This is a genomic window from Olleya sp. ITB9, from assembly GCF_001315805.1.
GTDB lineage: Bacteria > Bacteroidota > Bacteroidia > Flavobacteriales > Flavobacteriaceae > Olleya > Olleya sediminilitoris.
In genome coordinates, this window is sequence record NZ_BCBW01000011.1 from 1 (window position 1) to 22,347 (window position 22,347).

At 30.2% G+C, this 22,347-nt stretch carries 23 protein-coding genes, 1 pseudogene and 1 riboswitch; of the genes and pseudogenes, 13 read left to right on the forward strand and 11 right to left on the reverse strand.

What is annotated here, in order from left to right; all coding sequences use genetic code 11:
• Window positions 1-76 precede the first annotated feature (76 nt).
• Window positions 77-547 (forward strand): hypothetical protein, encoded by a 471-nt coding sequence (locus tag ITB9_RS02430; protein WP_054850983.1) that lies wholly within the window; start codon window positions 77-79, stop codon window positions 545-547.
• A gap of 296 nt (window positions 548-843) precedes the next feature.
• On the opposite strand, the pseudogene ITB9_RS15775 reads toward ITB9_RS02430, so the two are convergent.
• Window positions 844-1,023: pseudogene (locus ITB9_RS15775) on the reverse strand (IS110 family transposase); the annotation flags it as partial.
• Between the two features lie 288 nt (window positions 1,024-1,311).
• Here ITB9_RS15775 and ITB9_RS02440 point away from each other — a divergent pair.
• From ITB9_RS02440 to ITB9_RS02465, 6 genes are all read left to right on the forward strand, one after another.
• Complete coding sequence (locus tag ITB9_RS02440; protein ID WP_054850985.1) at window positions 1,312-2,178, forward strand: S-4TM family putative pore-forming effector; 867 nt, start codon at window positions 1,312-1,314, stop codon at window positions 2,176-2,178.
• The gene (locus tag ITB9_RS02445) at window positions 2,179-2,952 is read left to right on the forward strand and encodes a nucleotidyltransferase (protein WP_148638329.1); all 774 of its coding nucleotides are present in this window, start codon (window positions 2,179-2,181) and stop codon (window positions 2,950-2,952) included.
• 225 nt (window positions 2,953-3,177) lie between these two features.
• Window positions 3,178-3,699, forward strand: a complete 522-nt coding sequence (locus ITB9_RS02450) for a hypothetical protein (protein WP_148638331.1) — start codon at window positions 3,178-3,180, stop codon at window positions 3,697-3,699.
• Between the two features lie 619 nt (window positions 3,700-4,318).
• Window positions 4,319-4,981, forward strand: a complete 663-nt coding sequence (locus ITB9_RS02455; RefSeq protein ID WP_054850987.1) for a hypothetical protein — start codon at window positions 4,319-4,321, stop codon at window positions 4,979-4,981.
• Window positions 4,982-5,082: 101 nt separating this feature from the next.
• The gene (locus ITB9_RS02460; RefSeq protein ID WP_148638333.1) at window positions 5,083-5,655 is read left to right on the forward strand and encodes a hypothetical protein; all 573 of its coding nucleotides are present in this window, start codon (window positions 5,083-5,085) and stop codon (window positions 5,653-5,655) included.
• A gap of 104 nt (window positions 5,656-5,759) precedes the next feature.
• Window positions 5,760-6,743 (forward strand): exo-alpha-sialidase, encoded by a 984-nt coding sequence (locus ITB9_RS02465; RefSeq protein WP_261975541.1) that lies wholly within the window; start codon window positions 5,760-5,762, stop codon window positions 6,741-6,743.
• Window positions 6,744-6,830: 87 nt separating this feature from the next.
• On the opposite strand, the gene ITB9_RS02470 is transcribed toward ITB9_RS02465, so the two are convergent.
• The 7 genes from ITB9_RS02470 to ITB9_RS02500 form a co-directional block, all read right to left on the reverse strand.
• On the reverse strand, window positions 6,831-7,637 hold the full coding sequence (locus tag ITB9_RS02470; protein WP_028290531.1) for a type 1 glutamine amidotransferase domain-containing protein: 807 nt from the start codon (window positions 7,635-7,637) through the stop codon (window positions 6,831-6,833).
• Window positions 7,638-7,752: 115 nt separating this feature from the next.
• Window positions 7,753-8,913, reverse strand: a complete 1,161-nt coding sequence (locus ITB9_RS02475) for an iron-containing alcohol dehydrogenase (RefSeq protein WP_054850989.1) — start codon at window positions 8,911-8,913, stop codon at window positions 7,753-7,755.
• Window positions 8,914-8,935: 22 nt separating this feature from the next.
• Window positions 8,936-9,931, reverse strand: a complete 996-nt coding sequence (locus tag ITB9_RS02480; protein WP_054851010.1) for an NADP-dependent oxidoreductase — start codon at window positions 9,929-9,931, stop codon at window positions 8,936-8,938.
• A gap of 12 nt (window positions 9,932-9,943) precedes the next feature.
• Complete coding sequence (locus tag ITB9_RS02485; protein WP_054850990.1) at window positions 9,944-10,576, reverse strand: NAD(P)H-dependent oxidoreductase; 633 nt, start codon at window positions 10,574-10,576, stop codon at window positions 9,944-9,946.
• Between the two features lie 8 nt (window positions 10,577-10,584).
• On the reverse strand, window positions 10,585-11,250 hold the full coding sequence (locus tag ITB9_RS02490; protein ID WP_054850991.1) for an NAD(P)H-binding protein: 666 nt from the start codon (window positions 11,248-11,250) through the stop codon (window positions 10,585-10,587).
• A 1-nt stretch (window position 11,251) separates the two neighbouring features.
• Window positions 11,252-11,836 (reverse strand): TetR/AcrR family transcriptional regulator, encoded by a 585-nt coding sequence (locus ITB9_RS02495; RefSeq protein ID WP_054850992.1) that lies wholly within the window; start codon window positions 11,834-11,836, stop codon window positions 11,252-11,254.
• Between the two features lie 136 nt (window positions 11,837-11,972).
• Entirely contained in the window at window positions 11,973-13,175 is a 1,203-nt protein-coding gene (locus tag ITB9_RS02500; protein ID WP_054850993.1) for an ATP-binding protein, read from the reverse strand.
• 254 nt (window positions 13,176-13,429) lie between these two features.
• On the opposite strand from ITB9_RS02500, the gene ITB9_RS02505 reads away from it, so the two are divergent.
• Window positions 13,430-14,518 (forward strand): alkene reductase, encoded by a 1,089-nt coding sequence (locus ITB9_RS02505; RefSeq protein ID WP_054850994.1) that lies wholly within the window; start codon window positions 13,430-13,432, stop codon window positions 14,516-14,518.
• 85 nt (window positions 14,519-14,603) lie between these two features.
• Here the strand turns inward: ITB9_RS02505 and ITB9_RS02510 are convergent, their stop codons facing one another.
• Complete coding sequence (locus tag ITB9_RS02510) at window positions 14,604-15,917, reverse strand: Na+/H+ antiporter NhaC family protein (RefSeq protein WP_054850995.1); 1,314 nt, start codon at window positions 15,915-15,917, stop codon at window positions 14,604-14,606.
• Between the two features lie 49 nt (window positions 15,918-15,966).
• Window positions 15,967-16,063: riboswitch (SAM-I-IV-variant riboswitch) on the reverse strand.
• A gap of 494 nt (window positions 16,064-16,557) precedes the next feature.
• Between ITB9_RS02510 and ITB9_RS02515 the strand changes: the two genes are divergently transcribed.
• Window positions 16,558-17,145 carry a DUF6515 family protein gene (locus ITB9_RS02515; RefSeq protein ID WP_054850996.1) on the forward strand — a complete coding sequence of 196 codons (588 nt, stop codon included), beginning with the start codon at window positions 16,558-16,560 and terminating at the stop codon, window positions 17,143-17,145.
• A gap of 71 nt (window positions 17,146-17,216) precedes the next feature.
• On the opposite strand, the gene ITB9_RS02520 is transcribed toward ITB9_RS02515, so the two are convergent.
• Both ITB9_RS02520 and ITB9_RS02525 read right to left on the reverse strand, forming a co-directional pair.
• A complete protein-coding gene (locus tag ITB9_RS02520) occupies window positions 17,217-17,927 on the reverse strand; it encodes a hypothetical protein (RefSeq protein ID WP_054850997.1) in 711 nt (236 codons plus the stop codon).
• A 141-nt stretch (window positions 17,928-18,068) separates the two neighbouring features.
• The gene (locus ITB9_RS02525; protein ID WP_054850998.1) at window positions 18,069-18,401 is read right to left on the reverse strand and encodes a helix-turn-helix domain-containing protein; all 333 of its coding nucleotides are present in this window, start codon (window positions 18,399-18,401) and stop codon (window positions 18,069-18,071) included.
• A gap of 246 nt (window positions 18,402-18,647) precedes the next feature.
• On the opposite strand from ITB9_RS02525, the gene ITB9_RS02530 reads away from it, so the two are divergent.
• The 4 genes from ITB9_RS02530 to ITB9_RS02545 all read left to right on the forward strand — a co-directional run bounded on the left by ITB9_RS02530 (window position 18,648) and on the right by ITB9_RS02545 (window position 22,239).
• Window positions 18,648-19,307 (forward strand): oxygen-insensitive NAD(P)H-dependent nitroreductase NfsB, encoded by a 660-nt coding sequence (locus ITB9_RS02530; protein ID WP_054850999.1) that lies wholly within the window; start codon window positions 18,648-18,650, stop codon window positions 19,305-19,307.
• A 27-nt stretch (window positions 19,308-19,334) separates the two neighbouring features.
• On the forward strand, window positions 19,335-20,168 hold the full coding sequence (locus ITB9_RS02535; protein ID WP_054851000.1) for a DUF4437 domain-containing protein: 834 nt from the start codon (window positions 19,335-19,337) through the stop codon (window positions 20,166-20,168).
• Window positions 20,169-20,284: 116 nt separating this feature from the next.
• Window positions 20,285-21,148: an AraC family transcriptional regulator gene (locus tag ITB9_RS02540; RefSeq protein ID WP_054851001.1), complete on the forward strand. Its 864-nt coding sequence runs from the start codon at window positions 20,285-20,287 to the stop codon at window positions 21,146-21,148.
• 128 nt (window positions 21,149-21,276) lie between these two features.
• Window positions 21,277-22,239, forward strand: a complete 963-nt coding sequence (locus tag ITB9_RS02545; protein WP_054851002.1) for a hypothetical protein — start codon at window positions 21,277-21,279, stop codon at window positions 22,237-22,239.
• The last annotated feature ends 108 nt before the right edge of the window (window positions 22,240-22,347 follow it).

Here is a 22,347-nt window from a genome sequence, read left to right on the forward strand (position 1 = left end):
CTAAACGGCTAAAAAAAACTTTTGAACGTCTAAATATTAACTAAAAAGAGTCAACCTATATCAGTATAATACAACTATGTCCAAAACATTAGAGTTTATTGAAAATAGAATTAGGTGGAGAGCTTCTCAACATGATATCCCAAATAAAAATAGCACCTTTTTCTTTGAAAACTTGACTCTAGATGAACAAGGTCATTATTTATCGAACTTTAGTGAAAAAGATACTGGAAAAATTATCTTGATATTTAAAGATTCTAAAAAAAACTGGACTGGAATTGGAACAAAAATGATCCTCGGTTATAATGGAACTGAATTTCACTCAATTGAATTAGATCGGATTAAAGATGTGGATTCAAAAAATCGGAAGGAATACTTTGACAAGGCAGAATCCGAAAAATTAAAACCTAAAAGGTTTAACAAAAAAAACGAGAGAGAATTATTAATAATAGATTCTCTAGGTAATGAAACTGTTTTTATTACCAAAAAAGGACGCGATTTATTCGCACTGTGGAATATAATGTTAATGATTACTCGATTTAATGAATAAACGAAATTTAAGAATTGCGAGACTTTATGCAATTAGTTTACTATGTATCGTCTTTTATTTCCTATTAGAGAATTCTAATATAATAGCTGAACTAGTTCAAAAATCGGAAAGATGTCGTTATGGTAGCTTCCCTGCGTTCTTTCTAACTGGATTATTTAAATATGGATTATTAACAATCGGAATAAGTATTATTATAATTGCGAGTTTTCTGTTAATCAGAGAAAGAAAAAAAACACTTGAATAAATAAAAAACGTGCTACAACAAAGTACTGTGGTAAAAAACAAGTAAAAACGCATTAATTTTTCAATAAAACACTTCTATAACTATTATCATAAGTTAGTCCTGATTTTGCTATTGCAAAAGCTTGTTTTAATAGGGTATTACAAACCGCTATTAATGCTAATTTTTTGCTCTTCCCTTTGGCTACTAATCGATCATAAATTGCTTTAAAAACATTGTTATATTTACAGGCATTAACTACATAATGTACTTTTCAGAAATAGTTAGACTACAAATTAAATACATTTTAAAACGTACAATTACCAAAACCGTATAAAAGTAATAGGTCTGCTTCTAAATAAAAATACGTAGTTATACGTATTGTACTTGCAAGTGCATTATTGTAATTTAGCCTTTAATAATACAACTATAATAAATATGAAACTTATTTAATATAAGTTACTAAAAGTTGTCATAACGGGAAATATAACCCCAAAAACAACCATAGTAGTTGTTATATAAACAGTTGGTAGCCATTTGAAAAATGAACAGAATCATACAAAAACAAAACGAAAGTAAATTTATTGAGTATTTAAAAGCTCAAAGAGTAGCATATAGTCAATGTAAAGTATATCAATTATTTGATGTAATAAGTGTACTAATGGCAATCATCTTACCAATAATTGGAATACTAAATAAGGACATTGTTAATTATTTAGGTGCTTTTGGAGTTTTATGGACAATAATTTATTTGGTTACCGAAAATTATAGAAAGAAAAAAACAGAACAAGGAGCTAAAATTCAAGAACAATTTGACACTGAATTATTCGAGATGCCTTGGAATGACATACTTTGTAAAAACAAAGTAAACTCTGATACTCAAATTGACCTTGCTAATAATTATGAGGGTAATGATTTATCAAACTGGTATTCATTAGAAGTAGATTCTTCACTTCCTAAACCAATTGCTATTATTCTTTGTCAAAGAATAAACTTCTCTTGGGAGCTGAAATTAAGAAAAAGATATGTGACTTTTTTAATAATTCTTTTAGTAACCTATTACGGACTTTTTATAGCATTCTTTATTTCTAAAAACATTGGGTTCTATGATATTCTTTTGCTTATAGCACCTTCACTATCTTTTCTAATTTATGCAGTTCAAAATAGCCTTTCATTAAAAAATCATATTAACTCTAAAAATGAAACTCTTGGGCAAATAGACGAAATACTTGATAAATACTCTATAAATGGAGAAATACCAGATGAAAGTATCCTAAGACAAATTCAAGATATTATATACAGTGAAAGAACTGTTCCTGAAAAAATTCCAGATTGGTTTTACAAACTTTCAAAATCATCAAATGAAGATAGAACCGACAACATTATTAAATCTATAAAAGCCAAATTTTAAATGTCCGTATTATCATACCTAACTGAATTATCCAGTACTGTAACAATAGCAGATTGGGAGAGAACAGCAATTGACACTTCAATAAGAACCTTATCAACTAAACTTGATAATTATTTTGACAATATAGAAAGTAAGTTTGTTTTCGGTTCATATGACCGAAAAACAATATTAAGAAGAAGTAAAGATGCTAATTCGGATATAGATTATATGGTAAGTTTTACAGATGGTTCTGACTGGACACCTCAAACCCTTATGAATAGACTAAAAAGATTTGCTGAAGCGAAATATTCATCGAATGAAATTTATCAATCTTCACCTACAATAGTGCTTGAATTAAGTCACATTAAATTTGAATTAGTTCCAGCATATCAAACTTGGGGAACTTATCATATTCCAGCACCAGCTTCAAGCTATTCAACTTGGATAAACTCTTACCCAAATGCAATGAGAAAAAACCTTAATGATAAGAATAGAGACAATAATTATCAAATAAGAAAATTAGTAAGGCTTTTAAAATATTGGAATGTTCAAAATGGAAAAGTTTATACATCATACGAATTAGAAAAATATGTAATTGACAAATTTTTCTTTTTTTGTACCAACCTAAAAGATTATTTTTTTCAAGCTGTAGAAGGGTTATCAACATACGGTTTACCTTACTATAAAGAGTCGAAAGTAAATTCATTGAAAACAATTGTAGCAAATACGAAAAAATACGAACAAGATAATATGCCTTATACAGCAGAAAGCGAAATAAAAAAAGCGTTCGAATAAAAAACGGCTACCAACAAGGTATAAAAATAATAAGGGTTAAGTGCTAAACCTAAAATTAGTGCGTATTAACAAAGTCCACCAAATTTACAATTTGACAGTTAAAAGAAAATAATAGTAAAATTATAAATTTGGCTAAGTGCTAAATCGAAAAGTAATTACATTTTAATCCCTTACTATTCTTATACAAACACGTTGGCAATAATTAAAAAAAAGATAACGTATAAATTGAAAGCAATTATTTTACCCTTTTTTCTGTTCCTTATAACATTATGTATTGCTCAAGAAAAGGAATATGTAGTTACCAAAGATGGAGATACTATATATGGAAAGATTACACGAGCTAGCAGTTTTTTAAATCCTTCAAAAGTTAGATTTAAAATCAAAGATACTAATGGAAATAAGAAATTACTAAATCCGAAAGAAGTTGAAACAATAAAATCTCTAAAAGGTGTAGACGGGCAATGCATTATAAAAACTGTTTATGGCAAATGGTTTGTAAAAATGATAATTGATGGTAAAATAAAAGTATATCAATTAATTGATGGTGTGATTTTTTATACTTCAAAAGACAATTCCGAAATTAGATTGACGGATTTTGGTGGATTTAATAATAAAAAAGAATCACACTCGAGAATAAGACTATTATTAAATGACAATTCCGATATTTTAAAAGAGTTTGACTTACTAGATGGAACTCAAAAAAACATCCTCTATATCATAGAAAAGTATAATACTTTAGAAAAATAAAACCTGTTATCAACAAAGTACTAAGGTAAAAATCAAGTAAAAACGCATTAATTGTTTAATAAAACACTTCTGTAATTATTATCATAACTAAGTCCTGATTTTGATATAACAAAAGCTTCTGTTAAAAGTTTATTACTAACTTTTTCCCTTTCCTTTGGCTACTAAGCGTTCATAAATTATCCAACAAGAACCATTGTGTTTACAACGCTTTTAATTAACACAATGTCATACAATTCAAAGTAATAATCCCTGCTTTTTTTGCTATAAAATCAAAAACAACACAAAACAGCTGTTATGCAGCTGTTTACAAGGGGTTTGCAAGATGTTTCAATATAGGTTATAGCGTGGTTATAGCATAGTTAAAACGTATTTATAGTATAGTTATAGTATGCTTATAATAGGTTTAAAGCATAATAGCATAAAGTCAGTTAGCACTAATCGTAATTAGCAACTTAATTAGTTAAGCGCATAACGTTCAAATGTGACTATTTAATTGGCATAGACCTAATTGATTTACAAAAATCCTTCAGATTTTCTATTTAATTTTTATTTACTAACTTAAACACATAACTAAATCATACACAAAACCATTAGCAACAAGTAATAAAAACAAAAACTTATGATACACAAACTCTATAGTAACACAACATTGGAATTCCAAAATGCAATAAGCTTTTTAATCATTTGTATTATTTTATTAAGCGTGTCTTGTAAGGAAGAAACCAACACAATAAAAACCACAGAAAGTGATTTAATAACAAAAATAAATGCGGTTCAAGAACAAGTGATGGCACAAGGTAATATAACAAAACAAGAGGAGCAGGCCTTAGCAAGTCTATGCAGCATTGTCTCTCATGATGACGGGTTAGCAACTTTTACTACCGACAATAGCATACTATTAAAAGATGTAGAAGTTGTACCAATATATAATGGGTGTGAAGCTTTATCTGTAACACAAACAAGAGACTGTTTTAATAATAAAATATCAACATTTATTAAGCAAGAGTTTAACCTAAGTATAACTAAAGATTTAAATCTATCAGAACCAAAACAAGTAGAAGCATTTTTTATAATCAACGAAAACGGAACTCTAACTGGTATGAAAGTACGAGATTCTGAAGTAAACGTTCAAGCAGAAATATTAAGAGTACTAAGAAAAATGCCTAATATGAAACCTGCAACCCATAACGGAGAAAATGTGTCTGTATTATGTTCCATATTAGTAACCTACGGAAATGAAGTAGAAGTAAAGGTTGTTTACATTCCTGAAAGACCAGCTTAATTTTTAATAATGTAATCTAAAAATAAGTCAACCTATATTAATATAATTTACCGCAGTTAGTAGTGATACACAAAATAATATTTCACAAAACCTGATAACAAATGAACAAAAACATAATCCTTTTATTGCTATTTACAATAGGAATGCTATCCTGTAAAAACCCTCAAAATGAAATTGACAAAGTAGAGATTGCTAAACAATACTTTAAAAGTATTAACAATTCAAACTACTCTAAAATATCAAAATTAATTGCAGATACTATTATTACTATAGAAGGAGAACATAAAAATACATATTCTAAAAAAGAATATTTTGAGGTTTTAAAGTGGGATTCTGTTTTTAAACCCAACTATAAAGTTGTAACAATTACAAAAGATAATGACATTGTTAAAGCTAAAATTTCAAAGATGGGTAAGCGGATTGCTTTTCTACATGAAAAACCATTTGTAATGAATCAAACCTTTAGTTTTCAAAACAATAAAATAGCAAGTATTAAAACAGATTATTTAAATTTTGATTACCAGACTTGGGATAAAAATAAAAGTGAATTGTTAAGTTGGGTTAAAAAACATCACCCAGAACAAATTAGATTTATAACCAACATGACAGTTTCCGGAGGAGTATCATATGCTAAGGCTATTAAATTATATAAAAATAGAGATAATGTGTTATGACGCTCTAAATAAAAGTTGCTTTACTAGAATTTAAATTAATACCGTTAATACTCTTATAAAGTAAACAATCAACCAAGCTTAAACTAACAAAACATCAAAAAATAGTGTCCAAAATAAAATACATTACCATCCTCTTATTAAATTTTATTCTGTTTAACTGCCAGACAAAGACTAAAAAGAAAGACATACCAGTAACAAATACTGTAAACATTACAACAACTGCTAATCAATTAACATTGTTTGGCGAACACGTTATTTCTACACCATTATACGAAAGGGATTTGGCAATATCACCACAAGGCAATGAGCTTATTTATACTTTAGGAGATTACAAACAAAATAAAAGATGTTTAGTATACCTGACTAAAGAGGAGGGAGTTTGGACTGAGCCACAAATATTAAATATATCAGGTAAATATCAAGATATAGAACCTTTTTACAGCAACAACGGAAACCGGTTGTATTTTGCATCAAACAGACCAATTTATAATGACACTACAAGAAACGATTATAATATTTGGTATAGCAATCGTGTAAACAATGGTTGGTCTAATCCAGTTGCTTTAGATTCTATTATTAATACTAAAACCGATGAGTATTATCCATCGTTAAGTCATAATGGAAATTTATATTTTACAGCAACCAAAGCGTCTGGTATAGGTAGAGAAGATATTTTTATGTCTGAATTTAAAGATGGTAAATTTCAAGCTCCAAAACCATTACCTGAAGCAATAAATACCACTGCTTTTGAATTTAATGCTTATATAAATCCTGAAGAAAACATACTTATTTTTAGTTCTTTTGGAAGATCTGATGGTTTAGGTGGAGGCGATTTGTATATCAGTCGTAAAGACAGTTTAGGGCAATGGACAGCATCCAAAAACTTAGGCAAAACTGTAAACTCTGATAAATTAGATTATTGTCCATTTGTAGATTGGAAATCAAATAATTTTTATTTTACAAGTGAAAGAAAACCACTTAATAACAATAAAATAGACCATGTAAAAACATTGAAAGCACTATCTAATAGTCCATTAAATGGTTATGGAAATATCTATAAAATAGGATTTGATAAATTAAAGTTATAAAATAAACTGTGACATTCATAAAACTATAACTAACAAAAAAAGGGGGTAACCAAATGGTTACCCCTTTTTTATACTATAAAATTTAGCTTATTTTAAGCTTTCTAATAACTTTTCAGCAACTAACTCAGAGGATGCTGGGTTTTGTCCAGTAATTAAATTACCATCTTGGATAGCGTAAGCTGCCCAATCTTCTTTTTTAGAGTAGATTCCACCGTTTTCATTTAACATGTCTTCCACTAAAAATGGTACAACATCTGTTAAACCAACAGCAGCTTCTTCAGAATTTGTAAATCCTGTTACTTTTTTACCTTTTACTAATGGTTCTCCATCTGTTCCTTTAACACCTTTTAATGCAGCAGGAGCGTGGCATACAAATGCTACAGGCTTCTCTTGAGTATTAAATTTTTCAATTAAAGCAATTGACGTTTCATCGTTTGCTAAATCCCATAATGGTCCATGACCTCCAGGATAAAATACAGCATCAAAATCGTCTGCTTTTAAATCAGCTAACTTGTGTGTATTTGCAATTAATGCTTTAGTTTCTTCATCTTTATTGTAACGCTCAGTATCTTCTGTTGCAGCATCTGGTGAATCACTACTTGGATCTATTGGTGCAGCACCTCCATTTGGTGTTGCAATAGTAATTTTAGCACCTTTGTCTAATAAAGTGTAATAAGGATTTGCGAATTCTTCAACCCAAAATCCTGTTTTTTTCCCTGTATCTCCTAATTTATCATGAGATGTTAATACAAATAATACGTTCATTTCTTTTTCTTTTTTGGTTTCTATTTTATCTCCTGAAACGGTTTCAGAAGTTGTGTTGTTTGTGTTCTCTTTACAACTTGAAGCTGTAATTATTGTTAGCGTTAAAGCTATTGTTTTTAATAATTTCATTTATAATGAATGATTTAAAAATCAAATATCATCATTCTGAATACAGTCGAAAACCTTAGAATTTTTGCTATTATAGCATTACGACTGCATTCATCATGACAATTAAAAAGGCTTATTAGTAAGCCATTTTTACTATTTCTTCTACTTTATCTGGAGATAAACTTTGGTGTTCACCTAATCCAGTCCAACCACGATTTGTAAAACGTTCAGAAATTTTTTCTGCGGTTCCTTCGTAATCTTTAGTATAATCTGAAAGCTTCGTATCAATACCTAATTTGTGGAAAAAAGCAACTGTTTTTTCAATTGCAGCATAGGCTTTGTCGTCTGTACTCCCTTCAGTTATATTCCAAACGCGTTCACCATATTGCGCTAATTTTTCCTTTTTAGATTCAAAATTAAACTTGTAATGACTTGGTGCTATAACTGCTAAAGTACGTGCGTGATCTATACCAAATAATGCAGTTAATTCGTGACCAATTGCGTGTACTGCCCAATCGGTTGGTACACCTTTTTGTATTAACCCATTTAAAGCCATAGTACAACTCCACATAAAGTTAGAAGCTGCTTTATAATCTGTTGGGTCTTTTAAAACCGTTGGTGCCACTTCTATTAATGTTTGTAATATACTCTCGGCAAAACGGTCTTGTAATAAGGCACCAATTGGATACGTCATGTATTGTTCTAAAACGTGTGTAAACGCATCGGTTAAACCATTTGCTAATTGACGTTCTGGAATAGACGTAATTACTTGCGGATCTAAAATAGAGAACTCAGGGAATAAACCAGGTCCACCCATTGCAAGTTTTTCTTTAGTTTCTTCACGTGTGATTACTGCTCCAGAATTCATTTCAGATCCTGTTGCTGGTAATGTTAAAACAGTACCGAAAGGCATGCCTTTTTCTGTTCTAATATTTTTGGTTAAAATATCCCAAGGTGTATCACCATCGTAAACTGCTGCTGCAGACAAAAATTTAGTTCCGTCAATTACAGATCCACCACCAACTGCTAGTAAATACGTAATACTTTCATCTTTTATAACTTTTAAAGCTTCCATTAGTTTAGCGTATTCTGGATTTGCAGGAATACCTCCAAACTCAGTGACATCAATGTCTGCTAAAGCGGTTTTTACTTGGTCGTAAATTCCGTTTTTCTTGATACTTCCGCCTCCATAAAGCAATAATACTTTAGCATCTTTAGGAATTTCTTCTTTTACTTTTTCTATAGTATCCTTTCCAAAAATAATTTTTGTAGGATTTTTAAAATCAAAATTGTTCATCTTCTTTTTCTTTTTTTGGTTGTTATATTTTTACAATCATTTTTCCTTTGTTTTTACCTTCAAATAAATCGATAAAAGCTTGAGGAATATTATCAAAACCATCAACGATAGTTTCGGTATAAGTTAATTTGTCTTCAGCTAACCAACCTGATAATTTTTGGATGGCCTCTGGGAATTTTTCGGCATAATTACTAACTATAAAACCTTGCATTAACGCACTGTTTTTTACTAAAAATGGTTGTACGCTTATGCTTTTAGGTAATTCAGTTTCGTTATAAACCGAAATGGCACCACAAATTATAATTCTTGCAAATTGATTAATACTGAATAAAACAGCATCAGAAATTGGTCCTCCAACATTATCAAAATACACGTCTACACCATTTGGCGCAGCTTCTGCAATGGCAGATTTCATATCTTTTGTGGTGTTGTAATTGATACCTTCATCAAAACCAAATTTACTTTTTAGCATCTCGATTTTCTCATCTGTACCAGCAATACCAATAACACGTAAGCCTAGAATTTTAGCTATTTGTCCAACAACACTACCAACTGCTCCTGCAGCTCCAGACACTACAATGGTTTCGCCTTTATTAGGTTTCCCTATTTCGGTTAAGCCTAAATAGGCAGTTAAACCTGTCATACCTAAAACACCTAAATAAGTACTTAAAGGTGCTTTTTCTGGATCTACTTTATTTAATCCTTCGCCATTAGACACTTGCTGTGTCGACCAATTTAGCATACCAGAAACGTAATCTCCAACTTGAAATTTATCGTTTTTAGACGCTGTAACTTTAGCCACAACACCAGAATGAACTGGCTCGTTTAACTTAAAAGGTTCAACGTAAGATTTTGCATCGCTCATTCGTCCTCTTAAATAAGGATCTACAGAAACATAAGCAGCTTCTAATAAAATCTCACCTTCAGTTATTGTTAATGTTTTATCTTCTTCTACAAATTCAAAATTTGAAAGTGTAGGTTTTCCTTCGGGTCTACTTTTTAATTGTATCGTTTTCATATTCTTTTTCATTTATTCAATTACAGTTACAATCTCATCCATAGGTCTTCTAACCTTTACAAGATTTACTAACCAGTCTTCATCTTCTTTTCTATATCCAATAGGTAACATAACAGCACTACGTAATCCTTTTTCACGTAATCCTAAAATTTTATCTACAGCGTCTGGCTCAAAACCTTCTAAAGGTGTTGCGTCTACACCTTCAAAAGCTGCAGCAGTTAAAGCTTCAGTAAAAGCAATGTAGGCTTGTTTTGCAGCGTGGTTAAAATTGTCTTCTGGATCCTTTTGTGGATACATGCTTAATAACATTTGTCGGTAATTTTCCCAACCTTCGTTTTTAAACCCACGAATATCATTAGTTAAATCAAACATATAGTTAATACGCTCTGGTGTGTAATGGTCCCAAGCAGCAAATACTAAAAGGTGAGAACAGTCTGTAATTACAGATTGGTTCCAAGCAATTGGTTTAATTTGCTCTTTAATGTCTTGGTTTTTTACAACAAAAATTTCAAAAGGTTGTAATCCAGATGATGTAGGAGCTAAGCGTGCAGCTTCTAAAATGCGTTGTACTTTATCTTCTGGTACTATTTTACCATTCATTGCTTTAGCAGCATATCTCCAATTTAATTTGTCTAGTAATTCCATATTTATAATTAGTTGTTTTTTGTGATTCTTTTTATATCGTTTGAATTAATAATGACTTCAGAATAATTTTTGCTATTAGCTAGATTTATCATTGCTTGAGCCATATTTTCAGGATCTGTAATTTTATATTTTTTTAGTTTCCCGAAGAATAAAGGCTGTATAACTTTAAATACTACTTTGCCAATAGTTTCTAATGTGCGACTTTCTTTTCGATCACCACCAATTAATGACGGTTGAAAAATGAACGTTTTCTTAATGTCTTGTTTTAAAACATCACGTTCCATTTCGCCTTTGATTTTATTGTAAAACACGCTGCTTTTTGAATTAGCACCTAATGCCGAAATGACTAAAAACGTCTCAATACCATTAGTTTTAGCTAATTTTGCAGCAGAAACAGGTATACCATAATCTATCTTTTTGTACAAGTCTTTATTTGGTGTTTTAGCTTTAGTGGTACCAATACAACAGAAGACTTGGTCTCCAGTAAAATCGCTTTTAAACTGTTCTAATTCTAATAAATCACCAATGTATTGTGTGACTTTATTTGGTAAGCCTTCAAGTTTTGAACGTGAAAATAGCTTGATGCTTTCGTAACGCTCATCATTAATCAATTGGTCTAATAATAAACCACCTGTTAATCCTGATGCACCTAATATAATTGCTGTTTTTTTCATGCTATTGACATACTTTAATACTGCTCCATGCAGATTGATAGGCTTCTTCTAAATGTGCTTTATCTAATGTAAAAACACCACGTTTTTGCGTAATCATTAAAAACGATAGTGGATTTATGGCATAAGCATACAGTAAATAATCAGATAACGGTTTAATAATACCTTCTTGTCTGCCACGTTCCCAAAGGTCGAGTAGTGGTTGCAGGTGTTTAATACCTTCCTGTCTACTTAGCTCATCAATCATTGGTGTGTTATCACATTGTGCTAAAAACATAGCATTTTCACACTCTTTAAGTTTAAAGTCCGCAATACGATTCCAAATTAATCTAAAGCCAGCTTCAACAGGCATGGTTTCGTTATAAGTTGCGAATGCATATTTAGTGTATTCGGCTTTCACTTCGACGTAAGTCTTATTTACTAAATCTTGTTTATTTTCAAAATATATATAGATAGTAGCAGGTGAGACATTTGCCATTTTAGCTATTTTACTCATTGGTGTCGCATGAAAACCGTTGTTGTTTACCAACTCGATTGTCGCTTTTACCAATGCGTTACGTTTATCTATACTTTTTTGAAGTTTTGCCATTTATGTTTAAATTCTCATGCAAATATACATAAAAATGAATGTTCATTCTTTTTTTTAACATAGGTTTATATTTTAGCAAAATATGTTAACTATTTATAAAATTAACAACTAAGATGAATGTGTAAATTAAGAGTAATTATTTTAGAATTGTAAATAGAAATGAGGAACCTTCACCAATTGTAGAACTCGCTTTAATTGTGCCTCCTGATTTGCTAACTAGCTTACTAACAATGGGTAATCCTAAACCAGAACCTTCATTACCGTATTTGTCTGTCTTAGATAGCTTGATAAATATTTTAAAGATTTTTTCTAGGTATTCTTCTTTAATGCCTGGTCCGTTATCGCTTACAATAAACTTGTAATGAGTTTCTGTTTCAGAAATATCAACATTAACTTTTACTGTTGGTTTATCTGTATATTTTTCGGCATTATTGATAAGGTTAGTTAAAATTTGACCAATAATAACAGTGTTAATGTGTAATTTATTTAAAGTAGAGGTAAAGGTAAGGTCTAATATTGGATCATTTGCGTAATACTCTAAAATGTCTTTTTTAAAGGCTGTAATGGTAACATCTTCTTTAACGTCTTCAAGTTGGTCTAGCTTAGTACTGTATTCCATTAAACGATCTAGAAATTTATAAGATTGTTCTGTAGATTTTAAAATAAGTTCAATAATATCAACTCCGTTGGAGTCAATCTTATTTTTATAATCAGCTAAAAACATTCCTGCCAAATTAGATATATTTGATAATGGAGATTTTAGATCATGAGAAGCAGCATACGCAAATTGCTCTAAATCAAAATTTTTTTCTTCTAATTGTGTGTTTAAGTCTTTTAGTTTTAAGTTCTTTTTTCTTAATGCTAAAAGGTTTATGACTTGCTTAGATAAAGCTTTTAGTGCTTCGTTTTGACTGTCTGACAAAACTCTTGGTTTAGAGTCAATAACACACAAAGTACCTAATGGCAAACCGTTTGAAGATTTTAAGGGTACTCCTGTATAAAAAATTACTTCTGGTCCACCAATAACTAAAGGGTTATCAAAAAAGCGTTCGTCTTTTCTAGCATCTTCAACAATTAGCGTATTATTTTTATCGTTTATGGCGTGACCACAAAAGGATACGTCTCTAGGCGTTTCGGTTGCGTCCAAACCATAACTGGATTTAAACCATTGTCTGTTGTCATCTACAAGACTGATTAACGCAATTGGTACCTCACATATTTGGGCAGCGATTTTAGTTAAACCATCATAATCCTGATCAGGTAAAGTGTCAAGTATATTATAGGATTTTAATTCTGTTAACCGTTCTGCTTCTTTAATGTATTTTTCTGGAGCAATCATAAACTAATAGTGTTTGATATGCAATATACTATTTTTTAAAATTAAGAATTCAAATTTTGATATAATACATTGTTTTTTAATGTATTATATGTATTTCATTTATAAGAGAAATCATAGTGTTTGATTAATTTATAAATGAACTTACTACATTTAAAATTGAAAAATCTTTTTTATAACTGCGTTAAACTTTTGAAAAATTATCGTCAATAAAATAGTTGTATTATAATTTTGTAATAAAACACATCAAAATTACTATGAGCAAACAACACCTTTTAACACCTTACAAAAAGAATATTACACTTAATAATAGAGTAGTTATGGCACCAATGACACGTAGTCGTGCTGATAATGATGGTAAAGTACCAACAGACGATTTACAAGGTTTATACTACGAGCAACGTGCATCGGCTGGATTAATAATCACAGAAGGATCACAAGTATCTAAACAAGCTGTTGGTTATATAAATACACCAGGAATCCATACAGAAGCACAAGTAGAGGGTTGGAAAAAAGTCACTAAACGTGTACACAATAAAGGCGGAAAAATATTTATACAGTTATGGCATGTTGGACGTATGTCTCATCCAGATTTTCATGATGGTGATTTACCAGTTTCTGCTTCAGCCATAAATCCTAATGCTAAATCGTTTACACCAGATGGTTTTAAGGATACAGTGACACCCAAAGCAATGACTATTGAAGAGATTAAACAAACGGTTAAAGATTTTCAAAAAGCAGCAGCAAATGCGGTAGAAGCTGGTTTTGATGGTGTAGAAATACACTCGTCTAACGGATATTTATTTCAGCAATTTTTTAATGCTTGTTCTAATGAGCGAACCGATGAATATGGAGGTTCGATTGAAAATAGAGCACGTTTCTTTTTCGAAGTTTTAGATGCTATGAAGGAAGTGATTCTGCAGGAAAAAATAGGAGCACGTTTTAATCCGTCGTTACATGGTATGTCTGGAATTACAGTAGATGAAGAAACTATTCCTACGTTTGAATACATTATTAAAAAGTTAAACGATTACAATTTAGCCTATATTCATTTATCTGAACCTTTTACAGATGTCTCTGAAGTACCTTTTGCTGTCACAGAAATTGCAAAACATTTTAGACCATTATACAACGGAACATTAATGATTAATACCGATTTTGATCAAGACAAAGGAAACCAAGTTTTAGAAGCTGGTAATGCCGATTTAGTTGCTTACGGAAAACCATTTATTTCTAATCCAGATTTAGTAGAGCGTTTTGAAAAAAATATTGAATTAGCAGATTGGGATAAAGACACATTTTACACCACAGGAACTGAAGGTTACACAGATTATCCAAAGGCTTAAAGCCAATAAATAACAAGTAAAAAAAGCATCTTAAAATTAATTTTTAGATGCTTTTTTTAAATTTATATAAGATTTTGATTTACAATTATTTATGCTTAATTTTTAGAAGTAAAGGTTTAAATGATATAAATAATATTGTATAAATAAATAATAGTAATAAATACCAAGTATTAGATACTAAATCTAAGTAATCTAACTTACCATTAGAGAAGCTTAAAATCATTAAAACTTGTGCTCCATAAGGTAAAATACCTTGTACAATACAAGCAAAAATATCTAAAATTGAAGCTGTTTTTTTATTGTCTAAGCCATACTCATCGTTAATCGTTTTAGCAATTGGACCAGCAATAATTATTGATACTGTATTATTGGCAATTGCCATGTTTATAGTACCAACCAGAGAAGCAATTCCTAATTGTGCAGAGGTTTTGTTTTTTATAAGCTTTTTAATATGTTTTAATATGTAGTCTATTCCTCCGTTTTTAGAGACCAAAGCAGCTAAACCACCAGTTAATAGCGATAGTAAAAATATTTCGGTCATGCTTGTAAAACCAGTGTAAGCTAGTTTTGTAGATTCAATAAGTGTGAAATCGCCATAAATAATTCCTAAAAGTCCACCAGCAATAACACCTAAAAGTAAAGTTACAAAGACATTCACACCAATTATAGATAATATTATTACCAATAAATAAGGTAATATTTTAACAATAGAATAGGTGTAGACCGTAGCGTCTTCAACATTAGTTTCTAATTCTAAACCTTGAATAATTAGTATAGCAATAGTAAATAAAGCTGCTGGTAACGCTATTTTAATGTTCTGCTTAAATTTATCGCTCATTTTACAGCCTAGCGATTGGGTTGCTGCAATGGTAGTGTCTGATATCACAGATAAGTTATCACCAAACATACTTCCGCCTAAAAGTGCGCCACAAAGTATTGCTAAATCTACACTGCTTTTGTCTGCAAAACCAATAACAATAGGTGCTAAAGCTACAATTGCGCCAACCGAAGTTCCTGTAGAAACCGATAAAAATGCAGCAATTACAAACACACCAAAGTAAATGTATTGTATGGCAATAAAGTCTAACCCTAAATTCACAATAGCGTCAACACTTCCTGTAGCTTTTGTTATGGTAGCAAAAGCACCTGCTAATAAATAGATTAAACACATGGTTAAAATCTTATCATCTCCACAACCTTTTAAAAGCGTTTCAATTTTAGAATTAATTGATTGTCTAAACATTAAAAATGCGACTATAATACCTACTATAACTGCAATTGGAGCAGGAAGTGCATAAAAGTCGTTTTGATAAATTCCAACACCTAAAAACGTAAAAACAAATACGAATAGCGGAATTAAAGCTGTGAATTTTGGAGTAATTTGTTGTGGACTTGCCATTTTTCTTTTTCATTTTAAAAAGGAAATAGCAATCAAAAAATAAGAAAGATGAGTTAACATTTGTTCCAATTAATTGGCTTATCTATTTAGCACCTTGCTCGTTATTGCAGGTTGCTATCTCCTTTTAGAGATTCTTGATAATTATTTTTAAGTCTACAAAAGTAGGGCAGAAAGCAATACGTAATTCTTAAAAAGTGTTAATTTTTAAAAAAGTCAAAATTCTCGTCGATAGATTTCCCGATTTCGTATAGTCAAAACCCTCAAACGTCTATCACTTTATAATAAGATAGCATATAGTTTCACCTTTGAAGTGTAAAATTAAAACACCTTAAAATATGAAATTATATTTAATCTTAGTTAGTTTATTTTTAGTGCAACTATCTCTTTATCAATAAAAATCAACTAAGTAAACCTAAGTTTTTAGAGTATATTAATACTAATTCTTTGCATTAATTTTCAGGAATTTTACCTTATAAAACAATCTCATCTATAAAAAATAATCGGATTGATAGATATAATATAGCTAGCTGTCAACTTTCATTTTTTAACAGAAATAATTCAGATACTTTTAAACTATTAATACTAATAAACGTCTTAGTATTAATAGCAAAATAAAGTTGAACTATTAAATTTTTAAATTATGAAAACACTTATAAAAGCATACATATTACCAACAGTATTGTTGGTAGCATTTGCAGCACAAACAGAAGCACAAACTAGAAGAAGTACTAGTAATAACAAAGTTACAACAACTACAACTAAACGTACAGTTGCTAAGCGTGTACCAAGTACAAAAGTGACTTATAAAACACCAAAACGTAAAGTAGTTTCGGTTAGAAATGTACAAAATAAAACAGTTGTAACGCATAGAGGACAAAACTATTACTATGCTAATAATAAGTATTACACACAATCTAGAGGTCGTTACATTGTAATAGCTCCAAAGGTTGGTTTTAGGATTAAAACTTTACCTGTAAACTATAAAAGAGTTCGTTATAATAACCATAATTATTACAATGCTCATGGTATATTTTATATTCAAATAAATAACCAATATGAAGTAGTAGATCCAGAAGTTGGTACTATTGTTTATGAGTTACCAGATGATTATGAAAAAGTTGTTATAAACGACGAAACGTATTATGAATACGCTAATATATTATACGAAAAAGTACAAATAGATGGTACCAGAGCTTATGAAGTTGTAGGTATTATAGAAATGAATTAGTTACGCTTGATTTTGGTTGATTGATTAGTAACATGAAAAAAGGGTAATGTAAAAGTTATCCTTTTTTCTATTTAAAAATATTGCTTTTTAATGTTTTTAGGATCTACAGGTTTAGTTTCAGAAATAAATTTCATGAACAAATAAATAGCCATAAAATGGCAAATAATAATCATTACCGTAAAAGTTTGGTTGTAAAAAAGGTATTCATTTATTGGAGATAATCCAATTTGAAACAACGAGAATAGTCCTGATGTAAGTAAAATAGTTCCGTTTTTATAATTATTATTAAGATACACAATTGCAAAAGTGACTGTGTAAATTAAAACACAAATAGCACAAATAAACATGTAAATTTGACTATTGTTGGGGATTTTATCTAATAAAAGTTCTATAACAGAATAGCTTATGTAAGCTACTAAAAAACCACCAATTACAGATGATATTGACAACAAAGACTTTAATTTACTTTGTATTAAATATTTTTTTAATGAAAATGTATATAAGATTAAATATAATGAAGTTAACAAAGATATTTCTCCAAAATAATCATGAAAAGAATAAAATGTTAAAAAATTAATACAAAATAAAGCTGCTAGAGCTAATAAAAATAATGGATCCGTATTTTTTTTAACAACACTAATATATTTTAAAAATATTGTAACAATAACTACTGGGCAAATGTAAAGCAATTGACTTTTTTCCATTATTACGCTCATACCAACTGCAATTGATAAAGCAATAACGAACAGAATATCAAAAAAATGTAGTTTAATTTTTAGCATTAGTATAAGAAGGGAATATACTACATAAGATAAATATTTACTTAGTAGAAAAATTTGTTTTTGTCAATTTACAATTAATCTTTGATATGTTTAATACACTTTTAATCAATTGTTTTTTTTAAACTAAGCTGATAAACTTAATTATCTTTGTTCAGAAACAGCATAAACACCCCAATCTGCAATAGATTGAACTACAGGAATTAAAGTTTTACCAAAATCGGTTAACGAATATTCTACCTTTAAAGGTGGTTTAGAAGTATATACTTTTCTTTTTACAATACCATCTTCTTCTAAAGTTTTTAATTGTAAACTCAATGTACGCTCTGTAACTGTTGGCATTTCTTTTCTTAATTCATTATATCGAAGTGTTGTATCAATTAAATGAAAAATAATTACCGTTTTCCATTTTCCTCCAATAATTCCCATGGTTAAACTGGCACAACATGGATATTCCTTTCCTTTAAACGTATACATAATTATTTTTTAAGTATTAAATCTTTGGCAAAGATAAAATACTATATTTATTTATACAACTATACTTTTTATAGTAAATTTAACATTCGGCTAAAAGTATCGATTTTGTTGGGTTTACAATTTTTTTTAGTGTAATATTTTATACTATCCTTTTTGACCGTTATTGTGAGAAATAGATACTACAATTACATTTGCACTATACTTTTTATAGTATAATTAATAATCAACTTAATAAAAAATATAGAAATGAATTTATCTGAAACATTAAACTGGAGATACACAACTAAAGAATTTGACCCAACAAAAAAAATATCTGAAGCAGATATGGCAGAAGTCAAAAACTTATTAAGAATGAGCCCATCAAGTGTAAACTTGCAACCTTGGCATTTTATAGTTGCGGAAACTACAGAAGGTAAAGCGCGTATAGCAAAAGGAACTCAAGGTTTCTTTCATTTTAATGAGCCTAAAGTAACCAATGCTTCAGCAGTCGTTTTATTCTGTTCAAAAATTGATGCAGATGATGCGTATTACCAACATATTGCTGATACTGAAGATAAAAATGGAAGATTTCCAAATCAAGATATAAAAAATGGATTCCTAGGAGCTGTTAAAGCTTTTGCAGGGATTCACAAATACGATTTAAAAGACCAACAACACTGGATGGAAAAACAAGTTTACTTAAACATAGGAAGCTTTTTATTAGGTGTTGCTAGTTTAGGTATTGATGCTACTCCAATGGAAGGTATTGATGTAAAAGCATTAGATGAAGAATTTGGTTTAAGAGAAAAAGGTTTTACAGCTTTAGTTGCTGTTTCTATAGGTTACAGAGCAGATTCTGACTTTAATTCCACAGATAAAACACCAAAATCTAGATTGCCAGAAAGTGAATTATTCACTGAAATATAATTCGTATTTCTCCTAAAATTTAATGTCATGAAAAAAAACATCTTATTCGCATTAGCACTAATAGCAGGTATTTTTACCAATGCACAAACACCAACAACAGACAATATTAAATCTGTAAACGAAGTAGTAACTGCAGATACTGTAGAATGGGGTTGGTTAAATCCGTTACGAGGCGATAAAAGTCCAGCAGCAGGAAAACTTTGGGGAGACAGAACCAAAAACGAACCAGCAGGTTTTTTAGTAAAATTCAATAAAGGGTTTTCTTCGCCAGCACACATTCATAATATCACATATCGCGGAGTGGTAATTAAAGGTTTATTGCATAATGATGATGAACAGGCCGAAAAGCAATGGCTACCAGCTGGATCTTATTGGCAGCAACCAGCAGGAGAAGCACATATTACTGCAGCAGATGGTGAAGAAAATATAGCATTTTTAGATATACAAGAAGGACCATATTTGGTACAACCAACAGACGAAGCTTTTGATAATGGTGAACGACCAATTAATGTAGATAAAACCAATTTAGTATGGTTAAACGCTAAGGATATAGAATGGGTTTCAGAAAAAAGTAATGTAGAAACTGCTTTTTTATGGGGAAGTCACGAAAAAAATCAATTACGTGCTACACTTTTAAAACTACCAGCTGGTTTTAAAGGAAAAATTAAAAATTTAAGTCCGAATTTTAGAGCTGTAGTTATTTCTGGTGGAATTTCACACCAGTTTTCTAAAAAAGAAGATAAAAAGGAATTAACGTCTGGATCTTATTTTGGAGTCGAAGAAGATTCTAAATCTATTATTACTACAGATCAAGAAGCTCTGATTTACATCCGTAGTAACGGAGATTTTAAAGTCAAATAATTATGAAAAAACAAATTCATAATTGAATCCCTAATTATTGATTAATAGCAAGAAGAAGTCACCATGTTGTGGCTTCTTCTATTTTAAATATTTAGTACCTTTAAAAAAAGATTTACATGCCAAGAACGATTATCGAAAACATTGTCATTGAGCAATACAAAGACCAAACATTTTTTGAATTTTGTAAATATACTACCATTCGTTTTTTCGAAATTCTTTATTTTGAAAAAGGTACAGGAACCATAAAAATTAATGGTAAAACGGTAAATTACAAACCAAATAGTGTCTTTGTTTTTATTCCAGATGATATTTATATCGTTAATGCAGAATCGGCTACAACTACAGTAGCTATAAAGTTTTTAAAGAGTTTTTTTAGAAAAACAAGTTCGCAAAATTCGAATCTTCCAGTAAACGATTGGTTTCGAAAAATTGAAGAAATCTTAAATAGCGAAAGTCACGAACTTCGTGAAATGCAATTCGAAACCGATGCAGACAGATCACATTTAGTATCCTTAATTAATATGGTAGCTACCGAATATTTAAACAAACAGTCTTTCGATATTTTTATTATTGAAAATTCATTGTCTGTTATTTTGCATCTTATTGCGAGAAATATTCAGTTTATAAATACTTCAGATTCGGTAAAGGAAGTAAGGTCTTCAAAAATTCAACAAATCATCAATTATATTCATTCTAATATTTATAATTCTGAAGTATTATCCACTAAAAGTTTGGCTGAAGAATTTCATATGGCAGATAATTACATCAGCGAATATTTTAAAAAACATACCGATGTGTCGTTAAAAAAATACATCATTAATTATAAATTAAAATTAGTAGAAACAAGGTTGAAGTATACCGATTTGCAATATTCTGAAATTGCTGCAGAACTCGGTTTTACAGATTCTAGTCATTTAAACAAAACCTTTCAAGTCTATAAAGGCACAAGTTTAAGTGCTTTTAAAGCGAGTTTGAACTAGTTTTTAGCTTAGTTTTTTATAAGAAACCTCTTTTTTTACTAATACCACTTTGTTTTCTACCACATAAAATGGTGGTGTCTAAAATATCTTTGTATTGTAAATAATTTATTATTAAGAAAAAATAAATCATGAAAACAATAACAAATACAAATGCACTAGAACAAGCACGTGCACTTACACAACCAACTCGTGAAGCTTCATTAAAACGTGAACCTTCTGTATCTCATTTTTGGAATAGCAACAGAAAATTATTGGAAGAAGCATGGGCAACATGGGAAATGGAAAGCAAAGACAATTTACTAATTCCTGATGAATCGCTGCTTGATCCAAAATTGCGAAAAGCAATAAATGACGCTTGGGAAAACCCAGAAAAAGAAAATGCTGTTGCCGATTTATGGGAAGAAATTATTCCAGGTGTTTATGTAGCACAATTTTTTGATATAGAACGCTTAGCGGAATTCCGTAAGTATTTAGAAGATGCAGTAAATTCTGAAATCCCTAAACGTGCACCTTATGGTATTCAATTAAATCGTTATGGAATGATGTTAGATGAGCGTTCTGAAGGTCATTTAGCTGCACCAAGTTTCCAAGCCTTTTATAACGACATGATGGATCGTTTTATCCGTCCAATTGCACGTTTGTTGCTTGGTACTTATGGCTACGATAACCAAACATTTGGTTTTTCAATTCAATATAATCCAGATAAGGATAAAGATTTACATGTACACACAGATGCTTCAGCAGCTACTTTAAATATTAATATTAACTTACCTGATGAAGTATTTACAGGATCTGAAGTTGATTTCTATGATAAAGCTTCCGGAAAAACAGTGCAAACCATTTTTGAACCAGGAAAAGCAATCCTTCACAGAGGTAATGTGCCACATGCTACACATCCAATTACTAGCGGACAACGTAGTAACTTGGTAGTTTGGTTATACGGAGATCAAATGCAAATTCCTCGTGGTAGCACTAGTAGCTTCGGAAATATCAGTAGTAACACCATTAAAGATGTTGCATTAGAAAACGTTACAGCGCGACAACGTTGGAGCTTACCAGATGGACCAAAAGATACAGCTGCACCATTTTAAAAAGAATAAAAAAATGGAATACATTGCAATAAGTGCAAAACGTCAGTTCGAGTGATTTTTATTCAGATTTTTTTCTGAATAAAAATTGTATCGAGAACTATTTTGAAA